Origin of the sequence: Bacillus sp. GbtcB14 (assembly GCF_019091205.1) — a bacterium.
Classification (GTDB): domain Bacteria; phylum Bacillota; class Bacilli; order Bacillales; family Bacillaceae_G; genus Bacillus_A; species Bacillus_A cereus_AG.
On sequence record NZ_JAGXJT010000004.1, the window covers coordinates 445,055 to 469,657 of the forward strand.

Sequence of the window (24,603 nt, forward strand, 5' to 3'; positions counted from 1 at the left end):
AGTTTACCTCTCATAGGTAAACTTCTTTTTATATCCATCCCTTTTCTTCCGCAATTGTAATTGCCTCAATTCTATTTTTCGCATCAAGCTTTGTTAATACTTCGGAAATGTAATTACGTACTGTACCCGGCGAAAGATAAAGTGCCTTCGCAATTTCATTTGCCGTCTTTCCTTCTTTCGCAAGTAGCAATACTTCTTTTTCGCGATCTGATAGTGGATTTTGCTCCTGCCATAAACCGAACATTAAATCTTGAGAGATTTCTCGCTTTCCTTTCATTACGTTACGAATCGATGCAGCTAAATCTTCACTTGGACTATCTTTTAATAAATATCCGTGCACGCCAGCTTTCATTGCTCGTTCAAAATATCCAGGGCGCGCAAATGTTGTTAAAATCATTACTTTGCATGCTGACTTTTCTTTCTGTAGCGTTTCCGCAACATCTAATCCGCTTTGAATTGGCATTTCAATATCCATAATGCTTACATCAGGTTGTAGCGATTCAATTAGTTTTAGCGCCTCTTCCCCGTTCGCAGCTTGCCCAATTACTTCAATATCGTCTTCTAAATCAAGCAGGGCCCCTAATGCACCACGAAGCATCCGCTGATCTTCTGCAATAATAATTCGAATCATGCCCTCACCTCATCTTTTCCTTCTCTAATAACAACTGGCACTTTTACTGTTAATAGTGTCCCTGGATTGATCGTGCCCAGTTCAACAAACCCATCAATAAGAGCAATACGCTCTTTCATACCACGAATGCCATTTCCATCGTGGTTTTGGTCCACTAAACCAACTCCATTATCTTCTACTATCAAAATTAATTCGCCTTGTGATTCTAGTACAGAAACTGTGCAACGCGTTGCCTTACTATGCTTTACAACATTTGTCACAGCCTCACGTAAACACATTCCTAAAATATTTTGTTCAATGGGTGATAATGAACTCGCACTTGTTTCTTGTTTGATCTCTAATTCAATAGTAGCAGCTTGTAAGATTGCTTTTATTTGCTCAAGCTCTTCCTCTACTGTAATCATGCGCATATCAGAAATTAATTCCCTTAGCTGCTTTAAAGCGGTACGAGATGTTTGTGTAATTTCCTTCGCTTCCACACTTGCACGCTCCGGATTTTTTACAATTAACTTCTCCACGAGCTGACTTTTTAAAGTAATGAGTGATAATGTATGCCCTAACGTATCATGAAGATCTCTTGCAATCCGCTGCCGTTCTTCACGTTTTACTAAGTCTTTAATTTGCTCATTCGCTTCGTTTAATTGGTTCTTTAACATCTTTTTTTGATTGAAATTACGCATACCAAATGGCGTAATAAGCATTAAAATAAACATCGGAATGATATTCACTAAATTTGGAATTGTTAGTTGGTTAATATTTAAAAATATAAAAGTTCCAAGCATTATAACTAATAAACATAACAATACGCGAAATACTTTCTTACTTGGTGCAAACCCCATCGCACTCGCCGTGAAATATCCAAACAATATCATGAAAGGATTATAAAACAAAGCAAATGAGAGGGTAAGGACCATTTGAATACACGCCCATAAAATGAACGTCTTCTTAACAAAATAAAGTTGTCGGTATGTGACAACGAAAACTATCAACATACCGATTCCGAGTACAAGTTTCCACCCCGATACTTGTGTCAAATTGTAAATTGGAAATAACAAATAAACGAGCCACATATACGGGAAAAAACCCAGCTGTTTCGGAAAAAATTCAAACCTCTTCGTCTCTATCATTTATACCGCTTCCTGTCTTTTTCTTATATATATTGATACTACAACAAATATAAGGAAATAACCTCCTAGTACCGCGATATTTTCCCAACCAACTGATTTTCCAGCTACAATATCCCATGCGCCGCTTCCGAAATGGTATGTCGGTGTCCATTCCCCAATCGTTCTTAATATTTTTGGGAATACTTCAATTGGCATCCATAACCCGCCAATTACAGCTAAACTCATGTTTAAAATATTTGCTAGGCCAGCAGCTGCATCCGCCTTTTTAATGGAACCTATTACTGTTCCAAGTGCTAAAAATGGTGTCACACCTAACAACAACCATAATCCAGCACCAATCCACTGCCCTACCGTTAACTCGACATGATTAATTAAAATTCCAGCCATAAAAATAACTAAGATTGAAAAAGCATTTACTACTGTTTGAGCGATAATTTTTGCTGTTAAATACGCTCCCTCTGGAAGTGGTGTAATTTTTAAAAGATGTGTCCATCCTTGCCCTTTTTCTTGAGAAATTCTAACACCGAAACTAAAAAGTGCAGTCCCTACAATACTGAAAGTTGCCATTGAGATTAAATAGTGTGCTTTCCACGCATCCCCGTTTTGTGGCACTTGAACAACATTCGTGAAAATGTAGTAAAACATAACCGGCATTAATAATGAGAAAAAGATAAATAATTTATTACGGAACGTACGTAAAATTTCTATTTTGCATTGCATCCATAAAGCTCTCATGCGATTTCCTCCTTCTGATTTGCAACAAACTGTTCAAATGCTTCATCAAGACTTCCACGTTCAACAGAAACGTCTGTTACAGGTAAGTTCTTTTGATAAATCGCTTTTAAAGTTGCATCCGTATCTTCAGTTGTTAAAGTGAAGTGCCCTTCGTTTGACTCTACTTCGGTTACATTTGGTAATTCCTTTAATAACTTTGTAGGAATGCTTTCCTTCGAATAAAACGAGATCGTTTTTCGCGAAATCGTCGCTTTCATCTCATCTGGTGTACCATCTGCGATAATCTTTCCGTTCGCAAACAATAAAATACGATCCGCCAATGCATCCGCTTCTTCTAAATAGTGCGTCGTTAAAATAATCGTTTTCCCCTCATTTACTAACTTTCGAATTGTTTCCCAAAATGTTCTTCGAGACGTAATATCCATTCCAACTGTCGGCTCATCTAAAAATAGCAAATCTGGATTTCCTGCAAGTGCGAGTGCAAAGTTTAATCTTCTTTTTTGCCCGCCTGATAATTTCTCACATCTTTGTTTTCGTTCCGATTCTAAATTTGATAACTGTAGTAACGTTGCTTTCTCTACCGGATTCGTATAATAACTACGGAATAACTCAATCGCCTCTTCCACTGTGATGCTATCAATGACACTTACTTCTTGTAACATCGCGCCGAGGCTATTACGCACATCTCTATGCTTTGGACTTTTTCCAAATATAGAAACAGTTCCTTCCGTCGGATCCTTTAATCCAAGCATCATCGACATCGTCGTCGTTTTCCCTGCACCATTCGGTCCAAGTAATGCTACGATTTCTCCTTTATTTACATGAAATGAAACGTTATTTACTGCTTTTTTATGTTTAAATGTTTTAGAAACACTATTTACTTCAATAATCTTTTCCATCTCTCCACCCCCGCTGTTTCTTATATTTATATTGTATGTGTTGGAAAACTTAGGAAACAGTATGATGCGTCATGACATCGATATGACAATTGTCATGTATTCCGTATGAGAGGAATCAACCCGCATACCGCAAGCGAGTAGCAGGACGAAAATAAACATGATACAATCGGGTAAGATATATATTCGAGGAAGGACAGTGGTTTTCATGATTATTCGTAATGAACAAGATTTAGAAGGCTTACGAAAAATCGGCCGCATCGTTGCGCTTGCACGTGAAGAAATGAAAAAAGAAGCGAAGCCAGGTATGACAACGAAAGAGCTTGATTTGATCGGTAAAAAAGTATTAGATGAGAATGGTGCTATTTCTGCACCTGAAAAAGAATATGATTTCCCTGGTGTAACTTGCATCAGTGTAAACGAAGAAGTTGCTCACGGTATTCCAGGAGATCGCGTATTAAAAGAAGGCGACCTTGTAAATGTCGACGTATCTGCTGCACTTGATGGTTATTATGCAGATACAGGTATTTCATTTGTACTTGGAGAAGATGAAGCAAAAGAAAAGCTTTGCCAAGCAGCTGTTGATGCATTTTGGGCAGCTATGAAAAAGGTTAAGGCTGGTTCAAAACAAAACCAAATTGGTCGTGCTGTTTCAAACTTTGCACATAAAAATGGATATAATGTGATTCAAAACTTAACTGGTCACGGTATTGGTCTTAGCTTACATGAAGCACCAAACCACATTTTAAGCTACTTTGATCCAATGGATAATGCGCTTCTAAAAGACGGTCTTGTTATCGCAGTAGAGCCATTCATTTCTATGAAAGCTGATCATATTATTGAGCGTGGTGACGATGGTTGGACATTCGTTACACCTGACAAAAGCCTTGTTGCACAATGTGAACATACAGTTGTTGTAACACGCGGTGAACCGATTATTTTAACAGAAATATAAAAAAGAACCGCTTCTTAGTAAGAAGCGGTTCTTTTTACATACTTTTTTGAAAAGAAGCAATACGGTTGAACTCTTTTCCATTTACGTATATAATTTTTAACGAAGGTTATTGATGATTATCTCTCATAAAAGATGATCAAGGGAGTACCTTCTTTTTTTATTTAATAGCATCGATTAAAGGAATGCGTTCTATTTATTATAAAACGCTATCTTCGCTTTAATCTACGAATTGTATACTCTTTTAGACAGTACATATTTTCTTCATCCTGACCAAATTCAAGCTACATTTTATTACTACCTCAATACCAAATATTTTTTACAATGGATACATTATTTTGGTTAGCATGTACCGTAAAACTCACCTTTATAACGATTCTTTGTACATCGAAGAGCACGAATCAAAAAATAGTGTACGCATCTGACTGCATATTTTTTGCATACACCTATTTTATGAAGATCCACTCAAAAAATCATACCCTATAAAGGTCTGATATCATTCCTTATCAGTATTTTATTCGACATTTTTTGTCGAAATTTGTATATTCACTCCCTATATTATTAAAATATACATTTGTTTTACGTTACAAAGCATCGAAGATGAACACTTTCCCTAGAGAGTATACGTAGTAAAGGGGGCATCACGTAAAGCACATTGATCCATGACAAATAATCCCTTCACAAAGCATTTTTATGCAATAGACGGATTCATAAAGGAGGCACAATGAAAAAACTTTTCAATATATGTTTAATTACATTCGTACTATTTTCGCAGCTTGCTAGTTTTCCATACAATCAAGTAAAAGCGGAAACATTAACAGGGAATTCATTATTTGACACTGTTGAAATGAAAGATGCAACAAATCATATTATTGATGAAGCATTAAATCCTAAAAACTTAATACAAGTAGGATCGACCATTCACCTAGAATACGCTTGGTCAATAAAAGATCATCAAACAGACTCAGCAGTGCTCCAAATACCTAACGCATTAAAAGTTAAAAGTAATCAACAAGGAAATTTGATGGCGGATCAGCAAATTATTGGTCAATATTTTGTTACAGCAAACGATAACAAAATGAAACTAGTATTTAACGACCAAGTAAAAGATTCCAAAGGTGCTAACGGAAAAATCAATTTTGATACAGTATTCAATCCTGATTTAAAACCTGGTGCAAAATCTGTTCAACTCTCATTCCCTCTAGGCACAACAGCTAAGTCTATTTCAGTTCCCGTTCAAGTAGATAACCCAGCTTCCCCTACTACGAATAAGGATACTGCCCAACAACCTACGGATGAGCAAAAGAACAGCGACGCTCAACAACCTGTGAATGAGCAAAAAAATGGTGAGACTCAGCAACCTGTGGATGAGCAAAAGAATGGCGACGCTCAGCAACCTGCGGATGAGCAAAAGAATGGTGAGACTCAGCAACCTGCGGATGAGCAAAAGAATGGCGATGCTCAGCAACCTGCGGATGAGCAAAAGAACGGTAATGCCCAGCAACCTGCGAATGAGCAAAAGAACGATAATGCTCAGCAACCTACGGAGAATCCTGGTGATAAAACAACAGAACAACCTGTTGGGAATCCGGACCCATCACCTAAGCAAATTACAGAAAACATTTTAACAGGTGTCACATTAACGGATAAAGACGGTAAGCCATTTAATAATACGGATAATCGTCCAAATCCAGATTCTATTACCAAAATCGATTTTACATGGGAAGTTTTGAAATCGCTGAACGTCAAAAAAGATGATTACTTTATTTTCCAACTCCCAGAATACTTTATTGTCCACAATACCATCACACAAGATTTAATAGATGGAAAAGGAAATACGATTGGATCATTCGTTGTTACACCTGATGGCAAAGTAACGATGACTTTTAACGAATATGTTGAAGATAATCCTAATCTAGCCGGTCATTTAAACATTCGTACGGAGTTTAATGAAGTAAAAATTACAGGGACTACAGAAAAACAAATCCCATTCCCTATTAAAGAAAAAGACGTTATTATCGAACTTGATTTCAAACCTAAAGTAAAACAATCTATAGATAAAAAAGGTGTACCTGATAGACCAACTAATACGAATCAAATTAATTGGACAGTAGAAATGAACAAGACAAAAGATAAACTGACAAATGCTGTCTTCCAAGATAACATTCCAAATGGAGCAAGTCTCCATGAAGATTCTATTAAGGTTTATTATTTAGAGGTAGATATTAACGGGAAAACAACTCGGGGAGCAGAAGTTCCTAAGGAAGAGTATGAACTTACTTCATCCTCTGATAAATTAAATATCGCTTTTAAAAATGAAACGAGTAAAGCTTATCAAATTGAATATGCAACAAAGATTACGGATGAAAGTGTTACTAGTTTCAAAAATGAAGCAAAGGTATCAAGCAAGAATCAAAAAGATGTATCTGCAAATGCAACTGTAACTGTAAAAAGAGGTACGCATCTAGAAAAAACTAGCAAGTATAACCCAAAAACACAAACAATCGAATGGACGATCACTTACAACGGTGACCAAAGAAAGATCAAAAAAGAGGCTGCTCTTTTAAAAGATATTCTAGATAAGGATCATAAAATTGATCAAAGTTCTATTGTTGTAAAAAATGCTTCTTATAATGATAGTGGGCAAATTGTCACTGGGGACGATGCTACAAACTTCACAGTAAAAGAAACGACTGAGGGATTTGATTTACAGTTTACTACCGATATTGATAGTGCCTACGTAATTACTTACACATCAAAGGCCGCGGGTGATGTCATCGCAGATGGAGAAATAGAAAATAAAATTATCGCAGATGGTGGTTCAAGTAAAACAAACAAAGTTACATTACAACAACAAAACATCATAAAGAAACATAATAAAAATGCAAAAGATACAGATTACAATGCGAAAACAACAAAATGGACGATTATTGTAAATGATAACAACTACGTGTTAAACGATGCTGTTATCAAGGATACATTTGACTTTGGTGGTCTAACGTTACAGGAAAATAGTTTCAAGATTACTGACGGATCAAATGAACTTAAATTAGGGCATGACTATACACTTCATGTAACCGATAAAGGATTCGAAGTGAAACTAACTGGTGATTATAAGTCTAATATGAATAAAACTTTAACTATCACATACACAACAGACTTTAATTACGAGAATCTATCCAAAGAGAAGGATAATAAATCATTCAAAAATACAGCAAATTTATCATGGAAAGATATAAATGGGAACGATAAAAATAGTTCATCAAATGATACATTCGATCCTGACGTCTATACAAAAGGAAACGGATTTAAATACGGTTCTTACAATGCCCAAACGAAAGAAATTAAATGGGAAATTGGATTTAACTATAATAATAGAACAATTAAGGATCCTTCTATTGTCGACGTATTAAAAGATAACCAAAAATTAATACCGGAATCTATTGAAGTTCGGCATATGAAATTAACTGGTGGTGCACATGGATTTGAAGTAGGTGATCCTGTTCCATCTAGCGAATATACGATAGAAACTCCAACAAAAGATAATAACAATACATTAACGATTCATTTTAAAAATGAAATTAAAACGGCGTACCATATTAGCTTTAAAACTTCACTTGCAGGTGAACAAATTAATAAGCGTTACGATAATTATGCCGATTTAAAAGATGGATCAGAAACTGTTACTACTATCCATGGTGCATTTGAGATTACAAACGGCGGTAGCGGTGTTACGAAAACAGCGAAACAAAATGACAAGTATATTGATTGGAGTGTTTCTATTAATGCAAGTCAATCAACTATCGAAAATGCTGTCGTAACAGACGAACCGACAGACAATCAAATGCTAGATGAAAAGTCCTTCCATCTATATCCGACAACAGTAGCCGTAGATGGAACTTTAACAAAAGATACAGCAAATGAATTAAAAGAAGGAACAGACTATAAACTCAAAGTAATAACAGACAACGATACGGGGAAACAACAGTTTAAAGTTGAATTCCTTCATACCATTGATCGAGCTTATATTTTAGAATACCGCTCACTCATTAATGCAGACCATAATGAAAGGGTAAGTAATAAAGCGACGATTACTGGTCATCGTTTAACATTAACGAAAACTGAAGATGTTAAGTTTGTTGAGGTTAAAGTATCTTCTGGATCTGGAGGTGGTTCTGCTAGTAAAGGACGCGGAAGCCTTCAAATTATAAAGGTTGATGATAAAGATAGAAAAGTACCATTAGCCGGAGCAGAATTTACTTTATATGATCAAACAGGTACAACCGCTATTCGACCAATTACAACAGGTGATGACGGTGTCGCTAAGTTTAACAACCTACGACGCGATAAATATATGATTAAAGAAACGAAAGCACCTAAAGGTTATGTAATTAGTAAAGAATTAAGAGAAGGTATACTTGTTGAGCTAGGTTCTGAAGAAATTACAACATATACCCTTACAAATAAGAAATTTGTCGGGAAAGTAGTACTTACAAAAACTGATGCTCACAGTGGGGAAAAACTCGAACATGCTGTTTTCTCTTTACTGGATCAAAACAAACAAGTCATTTCTGAACATAAAGAATTAACAACAAATGATCAAGGACAAATTACTGTAGATAATTTAAAGCCTGGAACTTACTACTTACAAGAAACAACGGCTCCTGAGCATTATAAATTAAACAGTACACCTATTAAATTTACAATCAAAGAAGATCAAACGACTGTAGTAAATCGACCTGCAACCAACAGTTTGATTCCAGGATCAGCTATTTTAACAAAAGTCGATAAAGACGGAAAAACTTTAGCAGGCGCGGAGTTCAGTGTACGGGACCGAAAAAACAAAATAATCCCCGGCTATGGAAAATTAACGACAAATGATCAAGGACAAATTGAAGCAAAAGATTTACGCCCTGGGGATTATCAATTTGTTGAAGAAAAAGCACCTAAAGATTACGACATAGATAAAAAACCAATTGAGTTTACAATTGTAAAAAGTCAACAGAAAGCAGTTACTGTTACTACGACGAATCACCTCATTAAAGGTGGCGTCACTTTAACGAAAGTTGATGATATCGATGGCACTGCCCTTGAAGGTGCTGTATTTAAAATTGTCGATGCGAATGACGAAAAACAAGTAATTCGCGAAAATATAAAAACAGGTTCAGATGGAAAAGTTACCGTTAAAGATTTAGAGCCTGGTGCTTATAAATTTATCGAAACAGAAGCTCCTAAGGATTATGTGTTAAATGCAAATCCTATCGAGTTTACAATCGATAAAAGCCAACAGTCTTTTGCTACCGTGAAGGCAACAAACGGTTTAAAAACAGGCGAGGTTGAATTATTAAAAGTTGATGAATTTGGTGAGAAAAAACCACTAGAAGGTGCTGTATTCAAACTTGTCGATACAAATAATAATGACGTTTCCCCTCACACTAACTTAACTACTGATAAACACGGTAAAGTTAAAGTTAGTAACCTACGTCCTGGTACGTATAAATTTATTGAAACAGCTGCTCCTGATCATTACGTTTTACGAGCAGAACCTATTGAATTTACAATCGATAGAAGTCAGAAAGAAACTCTACTTGTGAAAGCTGAAAATGCTTTAAAACCAGGAGATGTTGAATTAACAAAAGTTGATGATATCGATGGTACAGCTCTTGAAGGTGCTGTATTTAAAATTGTTGATGCAAATGATGAAAAGAAAGTCATTCGCGAAAATGTAAAAACTAGTGCGGATGGTAAAGCTATTGCTACTGGCTTACGCCCTGGCGATTATAAATTTATCGAAGTAACAGCACCGAAGTATTACGACAAAAATACAAAACCAATTAAATTTACGATTACAGAAAGTCAAACAACTCAGGCTACTGTTACCGCTAAAAACAGCTTAACGAAAGGCGGTATTGAGTTAACAAAAGTAAATGCTGCAGATGAAAAGGAAACACTTGAAGGTGCAGTATTTAAAATCGTTAATAGAGATACGAATGAAGATGTTCGTACGGACCTTGTTACGGATAGTAAAGGATTGCTAGTTGTAGATGACTTACGTCCTGGTAACTATAAACTTATCGAAACAAAGGCTCCAACTTATTACGATGTAAATGTAGAACCTATTGAATTTACAATCGAAAAAGGACAACAAAAACTTCTTCCACTTACATTTAAAAATAGTTTAACGAAAGGAAAAGTTAAACTTATTAAAGAAGATGATGTGGAAAGTAGTATTGCTCTTGCCGGCGCAGTGTTCACATTACAAGACGCAACTGGCACAGAAATTATGAAAGACTTAAAGACAGATGATTATGGAGTACTAGTTATTCCTGATTTAGCACCAGGAGATTACCAATTTATTGAAACATCAGCTCCTGAACATTATAAATTAGATCAAACACCTATTAAGTTCACAATTAAAAAAGGTAGCAAGGAAGATCTTCCTATCCCTGTAATCGTAAAAAATAGTTTACTTACAGGTGGCGTTACTTTAACAAAAGTAGATGATGTTGATGGCACTACTCTTGAAGGCGCAGAATTTATAATTGTTGATGCTCATGATACTAAAAAGGTAATTCGCAAAGACGTAAAGACCGATGAACACGGTAAAGTTACCGCTTCTGATTTACGTCCTGGAGACTATCAGTTTATCGAAGTAAAAGCTCCAAAAGACTATACGTTAAGCAACGATCCTATTCCGTTCACTATAGGAAAAAGTCAACAAGAAAACATTACTGTTACTGCTACTAACAGCTTAAAGAAAGGTGCAGTCACATTAACGAAAATTGATGACATCGATCGTACAATGCTGAAAGATGCAGTCTTTAAAATTGTTGATATGGATGGTAAAGAAGTTCGCACAAACCTTGTTACAGACGACAAAGGCGAAATTTCGGTTTCTGACTTACGCCCTGGAGACTATCAATTTATTGAAACGCAGGCTCCTGAACATTATGTGTTAGACGAAACAGCGATTCCGTTTACAATTGAAAGAAGTCAAACGAAAAAAATTACTGTTACAGGTAAAAACACGTTAAAAAAAGGTAGCGTGGAATTAACAAAGATTGATGATATCGATACAAACACTAAACTTGCTAATGCTGTATTTAATTTATTAGATGCAGACGGAGAGCTAGTTGAAGAAGGCTTAAAAACAAATGATGAAGGAAAAATTGTTGTTGAAAACCTACGTCCTGGTACGTATAAATTCGTGGAAACAATAGCTCCTGAACATTACGATTTAAATAAAACACCGATCGAATTTACAATTAAGAAAAGCCAAACTGAAACTCTTCATGTTACAGCTAAAAATGCTCTAACAAAAGGTGCAGTGGAACTTTCTAAAATTGATGACGTCGATGGTACTAAACTTGAAGGTGCAGTATTTAACATTGTTGATATGAATGGTACTGTAATTCATAAAGACCTTGTTACAAATGGTAACGGGAAGATCGAAATTAACGACCTACGTCCTGGTGATTACCAATTCATCGAAACAGAAGCTCCTAAGCATTACGTTTTAGATGAAACACCAATCAAATTCACTATTGAAAAAGGACAGAAGAAAGCTATTTCTTTAACTGCTACAAATAGCTTAAAACAAGGTAGTATCGAATTACTTAAAGTTGATGATTTAAACAATCAAACAAAACTTGCCGATGCGGTATTTAATTTACTAGATCAAGACGGCAAAGAACTTAAAACAAATTTAAAAACAAACAGTGAAGGTAAAATCGTTGTCGAAAACTTACGTCCTGGTACGTATCAATTCGTTGAAATAACGGCTCCTGAACACTATGATTTAGACAAAAAGCCAATTGTAGTTACAGTTGAGAAAAGCCAAAAAGATATTGCTACTGTTACTATGAAAAATAGTTTGACTAAAGGCGGCGTTGAACTTACTAAAGTGGATGACGTCGATAGCACTACTCTTGAAGGCGCAGTATTTAACATTGTTGATATGAATGGTACTATAATTCGCGAGAATCTTACTACAAATCCAGAAGGTAAAATTAGCGTTTCTGACTTACGTCCGGGTGATTATCAATTCATCGAGACAACGGCTCCGAAACACTACGATTTAAACAAAGAGCCAATTCCATTCACAATTACAAAGAGCCAAGCTGATCCTATCTCCGTTACAGCTACAAATAGCTTAACGAAAGGCGCTGTGGAACTTTCTAAAGTGGATGATGTAGATGGTACTGCTCTTAAAGATGCGGTATTTAAAATTACTGATATGAATGGTAACGACATTCGCACTGAGCTTACAACAGATATACATGGAAAAATTTCTGTTTCTGATTTACGTCCTGGGGACTATCAGTTTGTTGAAACGAAAGCTCCTGAACACTATAAATTAGATAGTACACCTATTAAGTTTACAATTAAGAAAAGCCAAAAAGAAAAGCTCCAAGTTACTGCTACAAATAGCTTAACTGAGGGTGCTGTAGAATTAATAAAAGTGGATGATATAAATCCAGATACAAAACTTCCTGATGCAGTATTTAATATCATTGATGCGAAAGGTAAAGTTGTTCGCACGAATTTAACTACTGATAAAGATGGGAAAGTTTCTGCTTCTAATTTACGTCCTGGAGATTATCAATTCGTTGAAACGAAAGCTCCGAAAGATTATGATTTAAATAAAACACCGATTCCTTTCACTATCGAGAAAAGCCAAATAGCTCACGTTTCTGTTACTGCTAAAAACGGCTTAACTAAGGGTGGCGTTGAATTAACGAAAGTTGACTCTCTAGATGCGAAAGAAACGCTGGAAGGTGCGGTATTTAAAATTACTGATATGAATGGTAACGATATTCGTACGAATTTAGTTACCAATAAAGACGGAAAAATCATCGCTAAAGACTTACAACCTGGAGACTATCAATTTATTGAAACGAAAGCTCCGAAACATTATGACTTAAATGAAAATCCTATTAAGTTCACAATTGAAAGAAGTCAAACAAAACATGTCTTCGTTACAGCTACTAACAGCTTAACGAAAGGTAGTGTGGAGTTAATTAAAGTTGATGATGTTGAAGAAAACACAACACTTGAGGGTGCGGTATTTAAAATTGTTAATAAGGATGGACACGACGTCCGTACTGATTTAACTACTGATAAAAACGGCCGTTTAGTTGTGGATGAATTACCACCAGGAGACTATGAGTTTATCGAAACAAAAGCTCCTAATCATTATGACTTAAACGAAACACCTATTAAGTTCACAGTTAAAAAAGGCCAAGAAAAAATCGCTTCCGTTACAGCTACAAATAGCTTAACGAAGGGCGCTGTTGAATTAACTAAAGTCGATGACATCGACGGCTCTACTCTTGAAGGGGCTATCTTTAAAATCGTTGATATGAACGGACACGACGTTCGCACAGATTTAACTACTGATAAAGATGGTAAAATCTCTGTTTCTGATTTACGTCCTGGAGACTATCAATTCGTTGAAACGAAGGCTCCTACTCATTACGACTTAAATCAAAACCCTATCAAGTTTACTGTTGAAAAGAGTCAAACGGCTATAGCTTCTGTTACAGCTACAAATAGCTTAACGAAGGGCGCTGTTGAATTAACTAAAGTCGATGATATCGACGGCTCTACTCTTGAAGGGGCTATCTTTAAAATCGTTGATATGAACGGACACGACGTTCGCACAGATTTAACTACTGATAAAGATGGTAAAATCTCTGTTTCTGATTTACGTCCTGGAGACTATCAGTTCGTTGAAACGAAGGCTCCTACTGGATACGATTTAAGCGCTAAGCCAATTCCTTTCACAATTACGAAAGGACAATCTCAAGCTACTTCTGTTACAGCTTTAAATAGTTTAACAACAGGTTCAATGGAGTTAACTAAAGTTGATATGGATCACCATGGAACACTTGAAGGTGCCATTTTCAACATTTTAGATCAAGACGGAAAAGTAGTACGAGAAGGTTTAAAAACAGACGGGCATGGTAAATTAATCGTGAATGATTTGAAACCTGGTAATTATCAATTAGTGGAAACAAAAGCTCCTGAAGGCTATCGATTAGATGCATCACCAATAAGCTTTACAATTGGAAAAGCTCAAGTTACACCACTACAAATTACAGTTTCAAATAAAAAAATCGATTCTTCATCAGGTGGAGATGATAAACCAATTACTCCTCCTAATAAAGAAGAGGAAACAGGGAAAGAAACTTCTGAAGAACTTGAAAAAGGAAATCCTGAAACACATGGGAAAGAAACTTCCGAAGAGCTAGAAAAAGGAAATCCTGAAACACATGGTAAGGAAACTTCTGAAGAACTTGAAAAAACAAACCCTGACACACAAATAAACAAACAGCAAGATGACCAGCATAAGGGTAAAGAACTTCCAAATACAGGTCACAAAAATGATCCTACTCAAACAGTAGGTATCGTACTTCTACTAGCTGGATTGTTAAGTATTTTAGCTACAAAACGAAAAAAATATTATTAATAGTTTTTCACACCCAATCAAGTGAACATTTGATTGGGTGTTTTTTTATGCAAAAAAGGACGATACATAGAGTATCGTCCTTTTAACGGGGTGAGGCTGTCCAAAAGTACGGAAAACCTTTGAACAGCCTCGTATTTTCATATGGATGCCTTACATATATCACTGATGATAAGTATGAAATGCGGAAACATATTTATCATCACATGATTCAAACATGAGAAAAGAAATCCTATAGTGGATTCTTTTCTCTACATAATCTAAAGTTTGGGTACACTAGATTCATGCAATGTAGGAGCTTTCCAAGCAGAAAGCGAACCTTCATTTAAAATGATAGCATACATATCTCCATCAAAAATATGCAAATATGCATATAGCGTTTTTTTATTTCTCAATGTCAGAATATTGAAAAATAATGAAGATAACGATAAAATGAAGTCATTATCCGTCTTCTTTTGTCAGTCAGAGAGAATAGAAGAATAGGAGAGGAAAAAATGAAAAAATCTTTGAAACAAAAAATAGTAAGCTCTTTGCTTGCTGTGTCACTCGCTGTTAGCTTAGCTCCAATTGGACAAGCCAAAGCTGATTCCACGTCAGAAATCACACAGACTTCACCTATCACAAAACAAGTTGATGCAAGCCGCGCCATCGAACATATCCGTTTCTTATCCGAAACAATTGGTCCTCGTCCTGGTGGGACAAAATCAGAAGAATGGGCTTCTCGCTACGTTGGTATGCAACTTAAATCAATGGGCTATGAAGTAGAATATCAACCATTTCAAGTGCCTGATCAATACGTTGGATTTATTGAATCACCATTATCCACAAAGCGTAATTGGCAAGCAGGCGCTGCCCCTAACGCACTAATTTCCACAGAAGCTGTTACAGCTCCTCTTATCTTTGTTCAAGGTGGGACAAAATTAGAGGACATCCCAAATGAAGTAAACGGAAAAATTGTTCTATTTGAAAGAGGAACAACAGTTACAGACTATAATAAACAAGTTGAAAATGCTGTTAGCAAAGGAGCAAAAGGTGTTCTTTTATACAGTTTAATTGGCGGCCGCGGAAATTATGGACAAACCTTTAATCCCCGCCTAACGAAAAAACAGTCTATCCCTGTCTTTGGTCTTGCTTATGCGCAAGGAAATGCATTTAAAGAAGAAATCGCTAAAAAAGGGTCAACCATTCTTTCCCTAAAAGCGAGACATGAATCTAATTTAAAATCCTTAAACGTCATCGCTAAAAAGAAACCAAAAAATAGTACAGGTAATGACAAAGCTGTCGTTGTAAGTTCGCACTACGATAGTGTTGTTGGAGCACCTGGAGCAAACGATAATGCCTCTGGTACAGGATTAGTATTAGAGTTAGCTCGTGCTTTTCAAAATGTAGAAACTGATAAAGAAATTCGTTTTATTGCGTTTGGTTCTGAGGAAACTGGCTTACTTGGCTCCGATTATTATGTGAATAGTCTATCCCAAAAAGAACGCGATCGAATTCTAGGTGTCTTTAATGCAGACATGGTTGCAACAAATTATGATAAAGCAAAGAATTTATATGCTATGACGCCTAACGGTTCTCCAAACCTTGTAACTGACGCAGCCTTACAAGCAGGGAAACAATTAAATAATGACCTCGTGCTGCAAGGGAAATTCGGCTCTAGTGATCACGTCCCATTTGCTGAAGTTGGTATTCCTGCCGCTCTATTTATTTGGATGGGTGTCGATAGTTGGAATCCATTAATCTATCATATCGAAAAGGTATATCACACACCTCAAGATAACGTATTTGAAAATATTTCACCTGAACGTATGAAAATGGCATTAGAGGTTATCGGGACAGGGGTTTATAATACACTTCAAAAACCTGTTACTCAAACTGAACAGAAAGCTGCTTAATCATTTAAAAGACCACTGATAAAAATCAGTGGTCTTTTATTGAGAAAAAATATATATGCATAAAAGCATATTTTCTCCTACTCATTATCGTATACAATATTAACTGTAACAAAAACAATTACAACTAATAAGGAGGCTTTTCTACTATGAAAAAAATGATTTTAGCTGGTGCGTTAACTTTAGCAGGAATTACTGGCGCTACCGCTTTTATTCCTGAAACAAAAGTCGCTGCTGCCGCTCAAGAACAAAGCTTTACAAAATTTTATTCCTTACAAACTGGAAGTAGTTCTGAACAAGAACCTATTTTCCTTCAAAAGGGGCAAGAGTTAACAATTCAACCTAACAGCAAAACTCCTAGTTACAGTGTTTATGACTCAAATCATAACCTTATTGGACGCTATTCTGATGGTTACGGCCGAATTTTCACTGCAAAAACAGATGGAAATATGTACGTTCAATTTCATGCACCTTACGTTTACTATAGTCCTGTTAGCTTTTCTGTTACGTATACTATTCAATAGAAAAGAGGCCCTTTACAAGGCCTCTTTTATTTCTCTCCCCAATTTACTTTTACAAATCCATCTTTCACCATTAAACCACTTATATTAAATATGTACTTTTCATTTGCTTTCAAGGTAACTGTAAAAGTACCTTTTTTCGATTCACAAATTTCTTTTAACTCTTTACTACTTTCCCCTTGTCTTTCATACAAACTAAAGCATAAGTTACCACGTTTTGCATCTGTCTCATAAAAAAATGTTACTTCTGTATCTTTTGCATACTCAAGTTCAATGTCCTTTCCAGCAATATCCCATGATGAGAATTTTGCTTCGTAACTTCTCTCTCCTTGCTTCTCACTTTCTAAATATATATCTCCAGCTCTCCACATATCATCTAACGTTTGAACGAAAGCAAAGCCGCTAAGTAATACAAACATTGCACTTGCAAATATGACAACTAATGTTATTTTTTGTTTTTTCCTATCCTTCATCTTATGTTCTCCTTCTATTTTCTTGTTACTTCTTCGTATCATATATAATAAAACTCCAATAAAAAATGGCAAGACAATCGCTATAACACTCCACCACCTACTTATTCCACGCGTTTTCGCATCTGTATACACCCATGATGCTACACATACTAAAAGTGCTATAAAAGCCAAAAGCATTGTAATCCCAGCTATCTGACATATTACAAATGGATTAACGAACTCTATCATGTAATTTATACTCCTTCTTTAAAAATGACTGTATAACAACGTATATAGGAATGTATAAGTGCACCATAATAACTATCGTTATAATGACAGATATTTTATGATCCAAATGGCTAACAAACTGCTCTATGATAACTGTTAATACAATCATCCAAATAGCATGAATGAAAATAACCCATCTCTTCTCTAATTTCCGAGCATTTCGCACGCTCTGTTTCGTATTATTTATTAGCTCTTCTCTAGGAACCATCTCTCCTGCTAAGCTACTTTTTATCTTCTGATCAAACTTATCTTCCTTCATAAACGAACCCCTCCAAATGTTCCCGCACTTGCTTCTTCGCATAATTAAGACGGTACTTCACCGTACCAATCGGTATATTTAATATTTCGCTCATTTCTTTATAAGAATATTGTTCATAATAGTAGAGTACGAGCACGGTTTTATATTTTTCATTCAATGACTGTATAACTTCCAGTATCATTTCCGCTTCCACTTTTTGAATAAATTCTTCTGATATATTCACTTCATCTGCGAAATCTATTTCTCCACCATCTTCTTTATGAAATAAATCCAATACACGATCTTTCCATCTTTTCTTCTTACGATAAAAGTCATAAAATGTACGAACACAAATTGTAGTAATCCATTTTTTATAATTCTCTATATAAGAAAGTTGGTGCCTAGAGGAAAAAACTTTTATCCAAGTCTCTTGAAAAATATCTTCTGCATCTTCTTTCGTTTTCGCTAATTTATAGCATAAGGAATATATTTGCTGCTTATATATATCAATTAATTCTTCTACCTTTTCTTCCATCATAAGCCTCCTGTCATTTATATAAGACGACGCAAATTCTCCTTTTGTTTGATAAAATTTTATTTTTTTATTATCTCCATATAAAAAGGCAATCACAACATCGTGTGATTGCCTTTTACTGAAAACGAAAGTCCGCTTCCGCTTTTCTTTATGTCTAGCTCTGCCTCCTAGCCCCTTCTGTCTAAGAACCTTCCCCACAAGAAGATAAAATGCATCTTCTGTAGGAAAGAACCTTAGCCTTCGGGACTAAACAGTCGGCTCCGCTTTTCTTTATTGTCTAGCTCCAGCGGCTAGAATACTCGGTGGCTTCGCGCCTTCCTCCGAGGCAAAGTACGCCTCTCTGTCAGGAGCTCCATCCCCCTCCTATTCTGAACGAGCCGCTTCCGCTTTTCTTCATTACATTTTTTCTGGTGCAGATACTCCTACGATTGCTAATGCATTTTGAAGTGTAGTGCGTACTGCTTTCATTAACTCATAGCGAGCTTTACTTAATTCTAAGTTATCTTGGTTTAATACTTTTTCTGCATTATAGAAGCTGTGTAATGCTGCTGCTAATTCAAATGCATAGCTTGTAATGCGGTGTGGCAGACGTTTTTGCGCTGCATCCGCAACTACAGCTGGGAATTCACCAAGTTTTTTCAGTAACTCTACTTCTTTCTCAGAAGTAACAAGTTTGTAGTTCACGTCTCCGCCTGTAGCTAATCCTAACTCTTCACCTTGACGAAGGATACTGCATACACGAGCATGAGCATATTGTGCATAGTATACTGGGTTTTCATTCGATTTTGATACAGCTAAGTCCATATCGAAATCTAAATGAGAATCACCGCTACGCATTGCGAAGAAGTAACGCATTGCGTCCACGCCTACTTCTTCCATAAGCTCACGAAGTGTAACTGCTTTACCTGTACGCTTACTCATTTTCATTTTTTCACCATTTTGGTACAGTTGTACCATTTGGATGATTTCCACTTCAAGTGTTTCTTTATCGTAACCAAGTGCTTGAATAGCAGCTTTCATACGAGGAATGTAACCGTGGTGGTCAGCACCCCAAATGTTGATTAACTTATCGAAACCACGCTCTAATTTATCACGGTGGTAAGCGATATCTGGCGTTAAGTATGTGTAAGAACCATCATTTTTAATTAATACACGGTTTTTGTCGTCACCGTAAGTCATAGAACGGAACCAAGTTGCACCGCCTTCTTCAAAGATCTCGTCACGCTCTTTTAATACTGCAAGTGCAGCATCGATTTTTCCGTTTTTGTATAATGATGTTTCTGAGAACCATACATCGAATTTAACACGGAAGCTTTCTAAGTCTTTTTGAAGTTTTGCTAACTCATATTTTAAACCGTATGAACGATAGAACTCATAGCTTTCTTCTGCATCAGCTTTTGCATAACGATCACCAAATTCTTCTGCTAAAAGCTTGCCAATTCCAATGATGTCCGCACCATGGTATCCGTCTTCTGGCATTTCTTTCTCTAGACCTAAAGCTTGCATGTAACGAGCTTCAACAGAAAGAGCTAAGTTATGAATTTGGTTACCAGCGTCATTAATATAGTACTCACGAGATACATCATACCCTGCTTTTGCTAATACGTTACATAAAGTGTCACCTACTGCTGCACCACGTGCATGTCCTAAGTGAAGGTCCCCTGTTGGGTTCGCAGATACGAACTCAATTTGTACTTTTTCACCTTTACCAGTATTCGTTTCACCGTAAGCTTCGCCAGCATTAACGATTGTTGGGATTAAGTCTGTTAAGTAGCCATTATCCATGTAGAAGTTAATGAAACCAGGTCCTGCGATTTCAATTTTTTCAATAGAAGCTTTTGCTTTATCGAAGTTTGCAACTAATTCTTCTGCAATCATACGAGGTGCTTTTTTCGCAACGCGTGCAAGTTGCATTGCCATATTTGTAGAGAAGTCACCATTTGTTTTATCTTTTGGAGATTCTAATACAACGTTTGGAATCTGTTCTTCTGTCGCTAATTCTGCCTTTAATACAGCAGCTTGAATTTCTTCTTTAATTAATCCTTTTACTTGTTCTAAAGAATTCATTATTTTGCCTCCTTCAAATTAAGTGTAATTGTATATCTGCCAGCTTCTTGTTCACTTAGAAGCAATGCGTACGTTAAGAAGAGCTGTCCTTTTTTCTTTTCATCCGACCATTTAAAAAGAACGTTATCAGTTTTCGTTTGCAATGCAAACGTACCAAGTTCACTCGTATACGTACCAGTTGTCCATTCACCTTTCACATGCGTTTGACGCATTGAAACAGCACCTGAACGCATAATGAGAACTTGTTCACCTTGAATTTTAATAATTGTTTTCACTTCGCCCTGTTCGTTCGGCTCTTGGAATGTTACATATGTACCTTGACCTTTTACATAGTATTGACCATCTGCTTCAAAAGCAACGGTTTCTTTCCTCGCCCCTTCACGGATTTCTGTTACGAAATGAACGTGTACCGGCAAGCCTGCAAGTTGTTTCTCCACGTCTTGCACACCTTTCAAATGTTATAGATATTAAATACTACTTATAATAAATCACTTTTCCTATCATATCAAAAAAAACCTCTGTCTGTCTGCTGAAAAATCAGGAAAACTCCATTTCAAAAAATAATTCACTTCCACTTTATTTCATATGATAAAATGTTTTTTAAATCTAAATATTCTTTCATTTAAAGGGGTGAGTTATGTGCTACCAACAAAATTGAAAAAAGGTGATGAAATTAGAGTTATTTCACCCTCTTATAGTTTAAGTATTGTCTCAAATACCAACCAAGCGCTTGCTATAAAAAGATTAACCGACATAGGCTTTCAAGTTACATTCTCAACATATGCTGATGAGATAGATCGATTTGCTTCCTCTTCTATTTCTTCACGTGTTCAAGATCTTCATGATGCATTTAGAGATCCTAATGTAAAAGCCGTTTTGACAACACTTGGTGGATACAACTCTAATGGTTTACTAAAACATCTCGATTATGATTTAATTCGAGAAAACCCGAAGTTTTTCTGTGGCTATTCTGATATTACCGCTTTAAATAATGCAATTTACACAAAAGCAGGACTTGTTACATATTCAGGCCCCCATTTCTCTTCATTTGGAATGGAGAAAGGGCTCGAGTATACGACTGATTACTTTTTAAAATGCTTAACTTCTAATGAGCCTATTGAAGTCCTACCATCTGAAACATGGAGCGATGATTCTTGGTACATCGATCAGGAAAATCGAGAATTTATTAAAAATGAAGGTTATGTTTCGATTCATGAAGGCGAAGCAACTGGAGAGATTATCGGTGGTAATATGAGCACCTTGAATTTACTACAAGGTACACCATATATGCCAAACTTACAGGATAAAATATTATTTCTTGAGGAGGATAGTTTAACTGGAAATGCTACCCTTAACACCTTTGATCGTTATTTACATTCTCTTATGCAGCTACCTAACTTTGAACATGTAAAAGGCATTGTTATAGGAAGAATGCAAAAAGGAACAGAATGTACGATAGAAGACATTCAAGAAATGATTGCTTCAAAGCCTGAACTTGCACATATCCCTATCATTGCAAACGCAAGTTTCGGGCATACAACCCCGATTTTCACTTTCCCCATTGGTGGACGTGCAAAAATCATTTCTAATAAAGAAAAGACATCTATCACTATTTTAACTCACTAAAAAAGGAGCGAATGAATCGCTCCTTTTATGGTTTTTCTATTTTTTCCAACGCTTTTTGCGGAATTGACTCTTTCGAGATTTCAGCCCATCCTTTTCCTTGCATACCTTTTGCATAAATTTTTATAAACGCCCCCGTATGCAATTCACGGTTCATCATTCTTTTCACAACTTGTAACTTTCCGTCTTCTGTATACCCTTTAAAAGTGTACAAGTATTCTCCATCTTTTTTCTCGCCTTTATCTATAACCGCATAATAATCTTGTATTTCTTTATTTGAAAAGAAGTTGTCTACAAAAGCATGTACACCTTCTGTTTTTGTGTTTAAATAATATGCTGTTCCTCCTAAAATAATGGCGAACACAGCTAAAACTTTAATTACCAATTTCATAAATGCGCCTCCTGTTTGCACTTCTTTCTCACTAACCTTATGTCTATACATGTATTATACGAAAAACAACATACTATACTCTATCGAAACGCCTTACACTTTCCTTACATTATTGTAAGAGTTTTTCCCTTTATAGCAAATTCCCATCAAAAAAATTTTCCGTTTAACAAACTTTTATATTATTATTGAATGATACGAATTTTTATCCCGCATTAACGGGCAGTAAGACTCCCACCCCCAAATGCGGTGAATACGGGAAAAGTCGGTGGGAAACAACTGCCCGTAAATGCCCGATTGGTTCAACTAATAATCAGTGGGAAGGGACAAAACACCCACTGATTAAAGTTTCACTTTATTACAAAAATCAAAGGAGACAGTTTTCAAATGGCTATCTTGCAAGGTTTAGCACTATTACTTGTTGTACTTTGTCTATTTACACTTTTTAGTTACCGTGCTCCTTACGGCATGAAAGCAATGGGTGCTTTAGCTAATGCAGCAATCGCTAGTTTTCTTATTGAAGCATTTCACCGTTATATCGGTGGAGAAATGTTTCATAATGAATTTCTACAATCAGTAGGAGAAGCTTCTGGTAGTATGAGCGGCGTCGCAGCGGCAATTTTAGTCGCATTAGCAATCGGTGTTTCACCCGTATATGCTGTTTTAATCGGTATCGCTACTAGTGGGTTCGGTATTTTACCAGGATTTTTCGCTGGATACGTCTGTGCCTTCGTCGTAAAGTTCCTCGAAAAGAAATTACCGGCTGGTATAGAGTTTTTAGCAATCCTATTTATCGCTGCACCAATCTCACGCGGAATGGCCATGCTTATGGATCCGCTCGTAAATGCAACACTCGGTAAAATCGGTTCTATGATTTCAGTTGCAACTACAGAAAGTCCTATCATTATGGGCATTATGCTTGGTGGATTAATAACAGTTATTTCTACCTCTCCATTAAGTTCTATGGCACTAACTGCAATGCTTGGATTAACAGGTTTACCAATGGCAATTGGTAGTCTTGCCGTAGCAGCCTCAGCCCCAATGAACTTTATTTTCTTTAAGCGACTAAAAATTTGCTCAAAGAAAGACACAATCGCTGTAGCAATAGAGCCTTTAACACAAGCCGATGTTGTTTCAGCAAATCCAATTCCAATTTATGCGACAAACTTCGTTGGCGGTGCACTTGCTGGTATTATTACATCTCTGTTCCAACTCGTTAATAATGCACCAGGAACAGCATCACCAATCCCAGGACTTCTTGTCTTATTCGGATTTAATGACGTTGTAAAAGTAACGATTGCTGCTATATTATGTGGAATCGTTACCACGATTGTTGGATACATCGGATCAATCGTGTTCCGTAAATATCCAATTCGTTCTGCTGATGAAATTCGCGGCATTGCTTCGGAAGAGAAGGTTGCATAAGAAAAAGAGCTATTCTCATCATTTGAGAATAGCTCTTTTTTTCATGGCTCGCCATGTTTTTTTAATATATCGGCTTACCGACACATAACGAAAAAATAAGGGCCCCTATTCATGTAGGAGGTCCTTATTTTATCCAGCTACAGCGCGGCTAGAATGATCGGTGGCTTCACTTCTTCCTTCGAGGCAAAAAACGCCTCTACGTCTGAAGCTCCATCCCCCTCACATTCCGAACGAGCCGCTTCCGCTTTTACTTTATCCAGTTACGCCTTCTAGACCCTTGCGTCTAAGAACCTTCCCTGCCAAAAGGTAAAAAGCACCTTTTGCAGGAAAGAACCTTAGTCACCGGGTCTAAACAGTCGGCTTCA

16 protein-coding genes are annotated in these 24,603 nt (G+C 36.4%); 6 read left to right on the forward strand and 10 right to left on the reverse strand.

Annotation, left to right across the window (positions count from 1 at the left end):
- Window positions 1–28 precede the first annotated feature (28 nt).
- Genes KVT31_RS14860 through KVT31_RS14875 form a run of 4 tightly spaced genes read right to left on the reverse strand, consistent with a single transcriptional unit; the run spans window position 29 to window position 3,392 of the window.
- Window positions 29–631, reverse strand: coding sequence for a response regulator transcription factor (locus KVT31_RS14860; protein ID WP_088098518.1), 603 nt, complete (start codon window positions 629–631; stop codon window positions 29–31).
- Complete coding sequence (locus KVT31_RS14865) at window positions 628–1,758, reverse strand: sensor histidine kinase (protein WP_088098519.1); 1,131 nt, start codon at window positions 1,756–1,758, stop codon at window positions 628–630. Before KVT31_RS14865 ends, KVT31_RS14860 begins: the two co-directional genes overlap by 4 nt.
- Complete coding sequence (locus KVT31_RS14870; RefSeq protein ID WP_075309862.1) at window positions 1,759–2,493, reverse strand: ABC transporter permease; 735 nt, start codon at window positions 2,491–2,493, stop codon at window positions 1,759–1,761.
- Window positions 2,490–3,392, reverse strand: coding sequence for an ABC transporter ATP-binding protein (locus KVT31_RS14875; protein WP_088098520.1), 903 nt, complete (start codon window positions 3,390–3,392; stop codon window positions 2,490–2,492). The genes KVT31_RS14870 and KVT31_RS14875 overlap by 4 nt, the downstream gene beginning before the upstream one ends.
- Window positions 3,393–3,549: 157 nt before the next feature.
- On the opposite strand from KVT31_RS14875, the gene map reads away from it, so the two are divergent.
- The 4 genes from map (at window position 3,550) to KVT31_RS14895 (ending at window position 17,225) form a co-directional block, all read left to right on the forward strand.
- Entirely contained in the window at window positions 3,550–4,344 is a 795-nt protein-coding gene (gene map, locus KVT31_RS14880) for a type I methionyl aminopeptidase (protein ID WP_097815041.1), read from the forward strand.
- Between the two features lie 721 nt (window positions 4,345–5,065).
- Window positions 5,066–14,812: a SpaA isopeptide-forming pilin-related protein gene (locus KVT31_RS14885; protein WP_140392609.1), complete on the forward strand. Its 9,747-nt coding sequence runs from the start codon at window positions 5,066–5,068 to the stop codon at window positions 14,810–14,812.
- 491 nt (window positions 14,813–15,303) lie between these two features.
- Window positions 15,304–16,704: a M28 family metallopeptidase gene (locus KVT31_RS14890; RefSeq protein ID WP_088098522.1), complete on the forward strand. Its 1,401-nt coding sequence runs from the start codon at window positions 15,304–15,306 to the stop codon at window positions 16,702–16,704.
- A 146-nt stretch (window positions 16,705–16,850) separates the two neighbouring features.
- Window positions 16,851–17,225, forward strand: a complete 375-nt coding sequence (locus tag KVT31_RS14895) for a hypothetical protein (RefSeq protein ID WP_088098523.1) — start codon at window positions 16,851–16,853, stop codon at window positions 17,223–17,225.
- 26 nt (window positions 17,226–17,251) lie between these two features.
- On the opposite strand, the gene KVT31_RS14900 is transcribed toward KVT31_RS14895, so the two are convergent.
- The 5 genes from KVT31_RS14900 to KVT31_RS14920 form a co-directional block, all read right to left on the reverse strand.
- On the reverse strand, window positions 17,252–17,923 hold the full coding sequence (locus KVT31_RS14900) for an ABA4-like family protein (RefSeq protein WP_088098524.1): 672 nt from the start codon (window positions 17,921–17,923) through the stop codon (window positions 17,252–17,254).
- Window positions 17,907–18,221 carry an anti-sigma factor gene (locus KVT31_RS14905; protein ID WP_088098525.1) on the reverse strand — a complete coding sequence of 105 codons (315 nt, stop codon included), beginning with the start codon at window positions 18,219–18,221 and terminating at the stop codon, window positions 17,907–17,909. The genes KVT31_RS14900 and KVT31_RS14905 overlap by 17 nt, the downstream gene beginning before the upstream one ends.
- On the reverse strand, window positions 18,208–18,735 hold the full coding sequence (locus tag KVT31_RS14910) for an RNA polymerase sigma factor (RefSeq protein ID WP_140392610.1): 528 nt from the start codon (window positions 18,733–18,735) through the stop codon (window positions 18,208–18,210). The genes KVT31_RS14905 and KVT31_RS14910 overlap by 14 nt, the downstream gene beginning before the upstream one ends.
- Before the next feature lie 396 nt (window positions 18,736–19,131).
- Entirely contained in the window at window positions 19,132–20,802 is a 1,671-nt protein-coding gene (gene argS / locus KVT31_RS14915; RefSeq protein ID WP_088098526.1) for an arginine--tRNA ligase, read from the reverse strand.
- Window positions 20,802–21,239: a YwiB family protein gene (locus tag KVT31_RS14920; RefSeq protein ID WP_088098527.1), complete on the reverse strand. Its 438-nt coding sequence runs from the start codon at window positions 21,237–21,239 to the stop codon at window positions 20,802–20,804. Before KVT31_RS14920 ends, argS begins: the two co-directional genes overlap by 1 nt.
- Window positions 21,240–21,441: 202 nt before the next feature.
- Between KVT31_RS14920 and KVT31_RS14925 the strand changes: the two genes are divergently transcribed.
- The gene (locus tag KVT31_RS14925; protein WP_088098528.1) at window positions 21,442–22,428 is read left to right on the forward strand and encodes a S66 family peptidase; all 987 of its coding nucleotides are present in this window, start codon (window positions 21,442–21,444) and stop codon (window positions 22,426–22,428) included.
- A gap of 25 nt (window positions 22,429–22,453) precedes the next feature.
- Here KVT31_RS14925 and KVT31_RS14930 read toward each other — a convergent pair whose 3' ends face one another.
- Entirely contained in the window at window positions 22,454–22,816 is a 363-nt protein-coding gene (locus KVT31_RS14930) for a YxeA family protein (RefSeq protein ID WP_061680051.1), read from the reverse strand.
- A gap of 384 nt (window positions 22,817–23,200) precedes the next feature.
- On the opposite strand from KVT31_RS14930, the gene KVT31_RS14935 reads away from it, so the two are divergent.
- Window positions 23,201–24,238 carry a PTS sugar transporter subunit IIC gene (locus tag KVT31_RS14935; RefSeq protein ID WP_088098530.1) on the forward strand — a complete coding sequence of 346 codons (1,038 nt, stop codon included), beginning with the start codon at window positions 23,201–23,203 and terminating at the stop codon, window positions 24,236–24,238.
- Window positions 24,239–24,603: the final 365 nt, after the last annotated feature.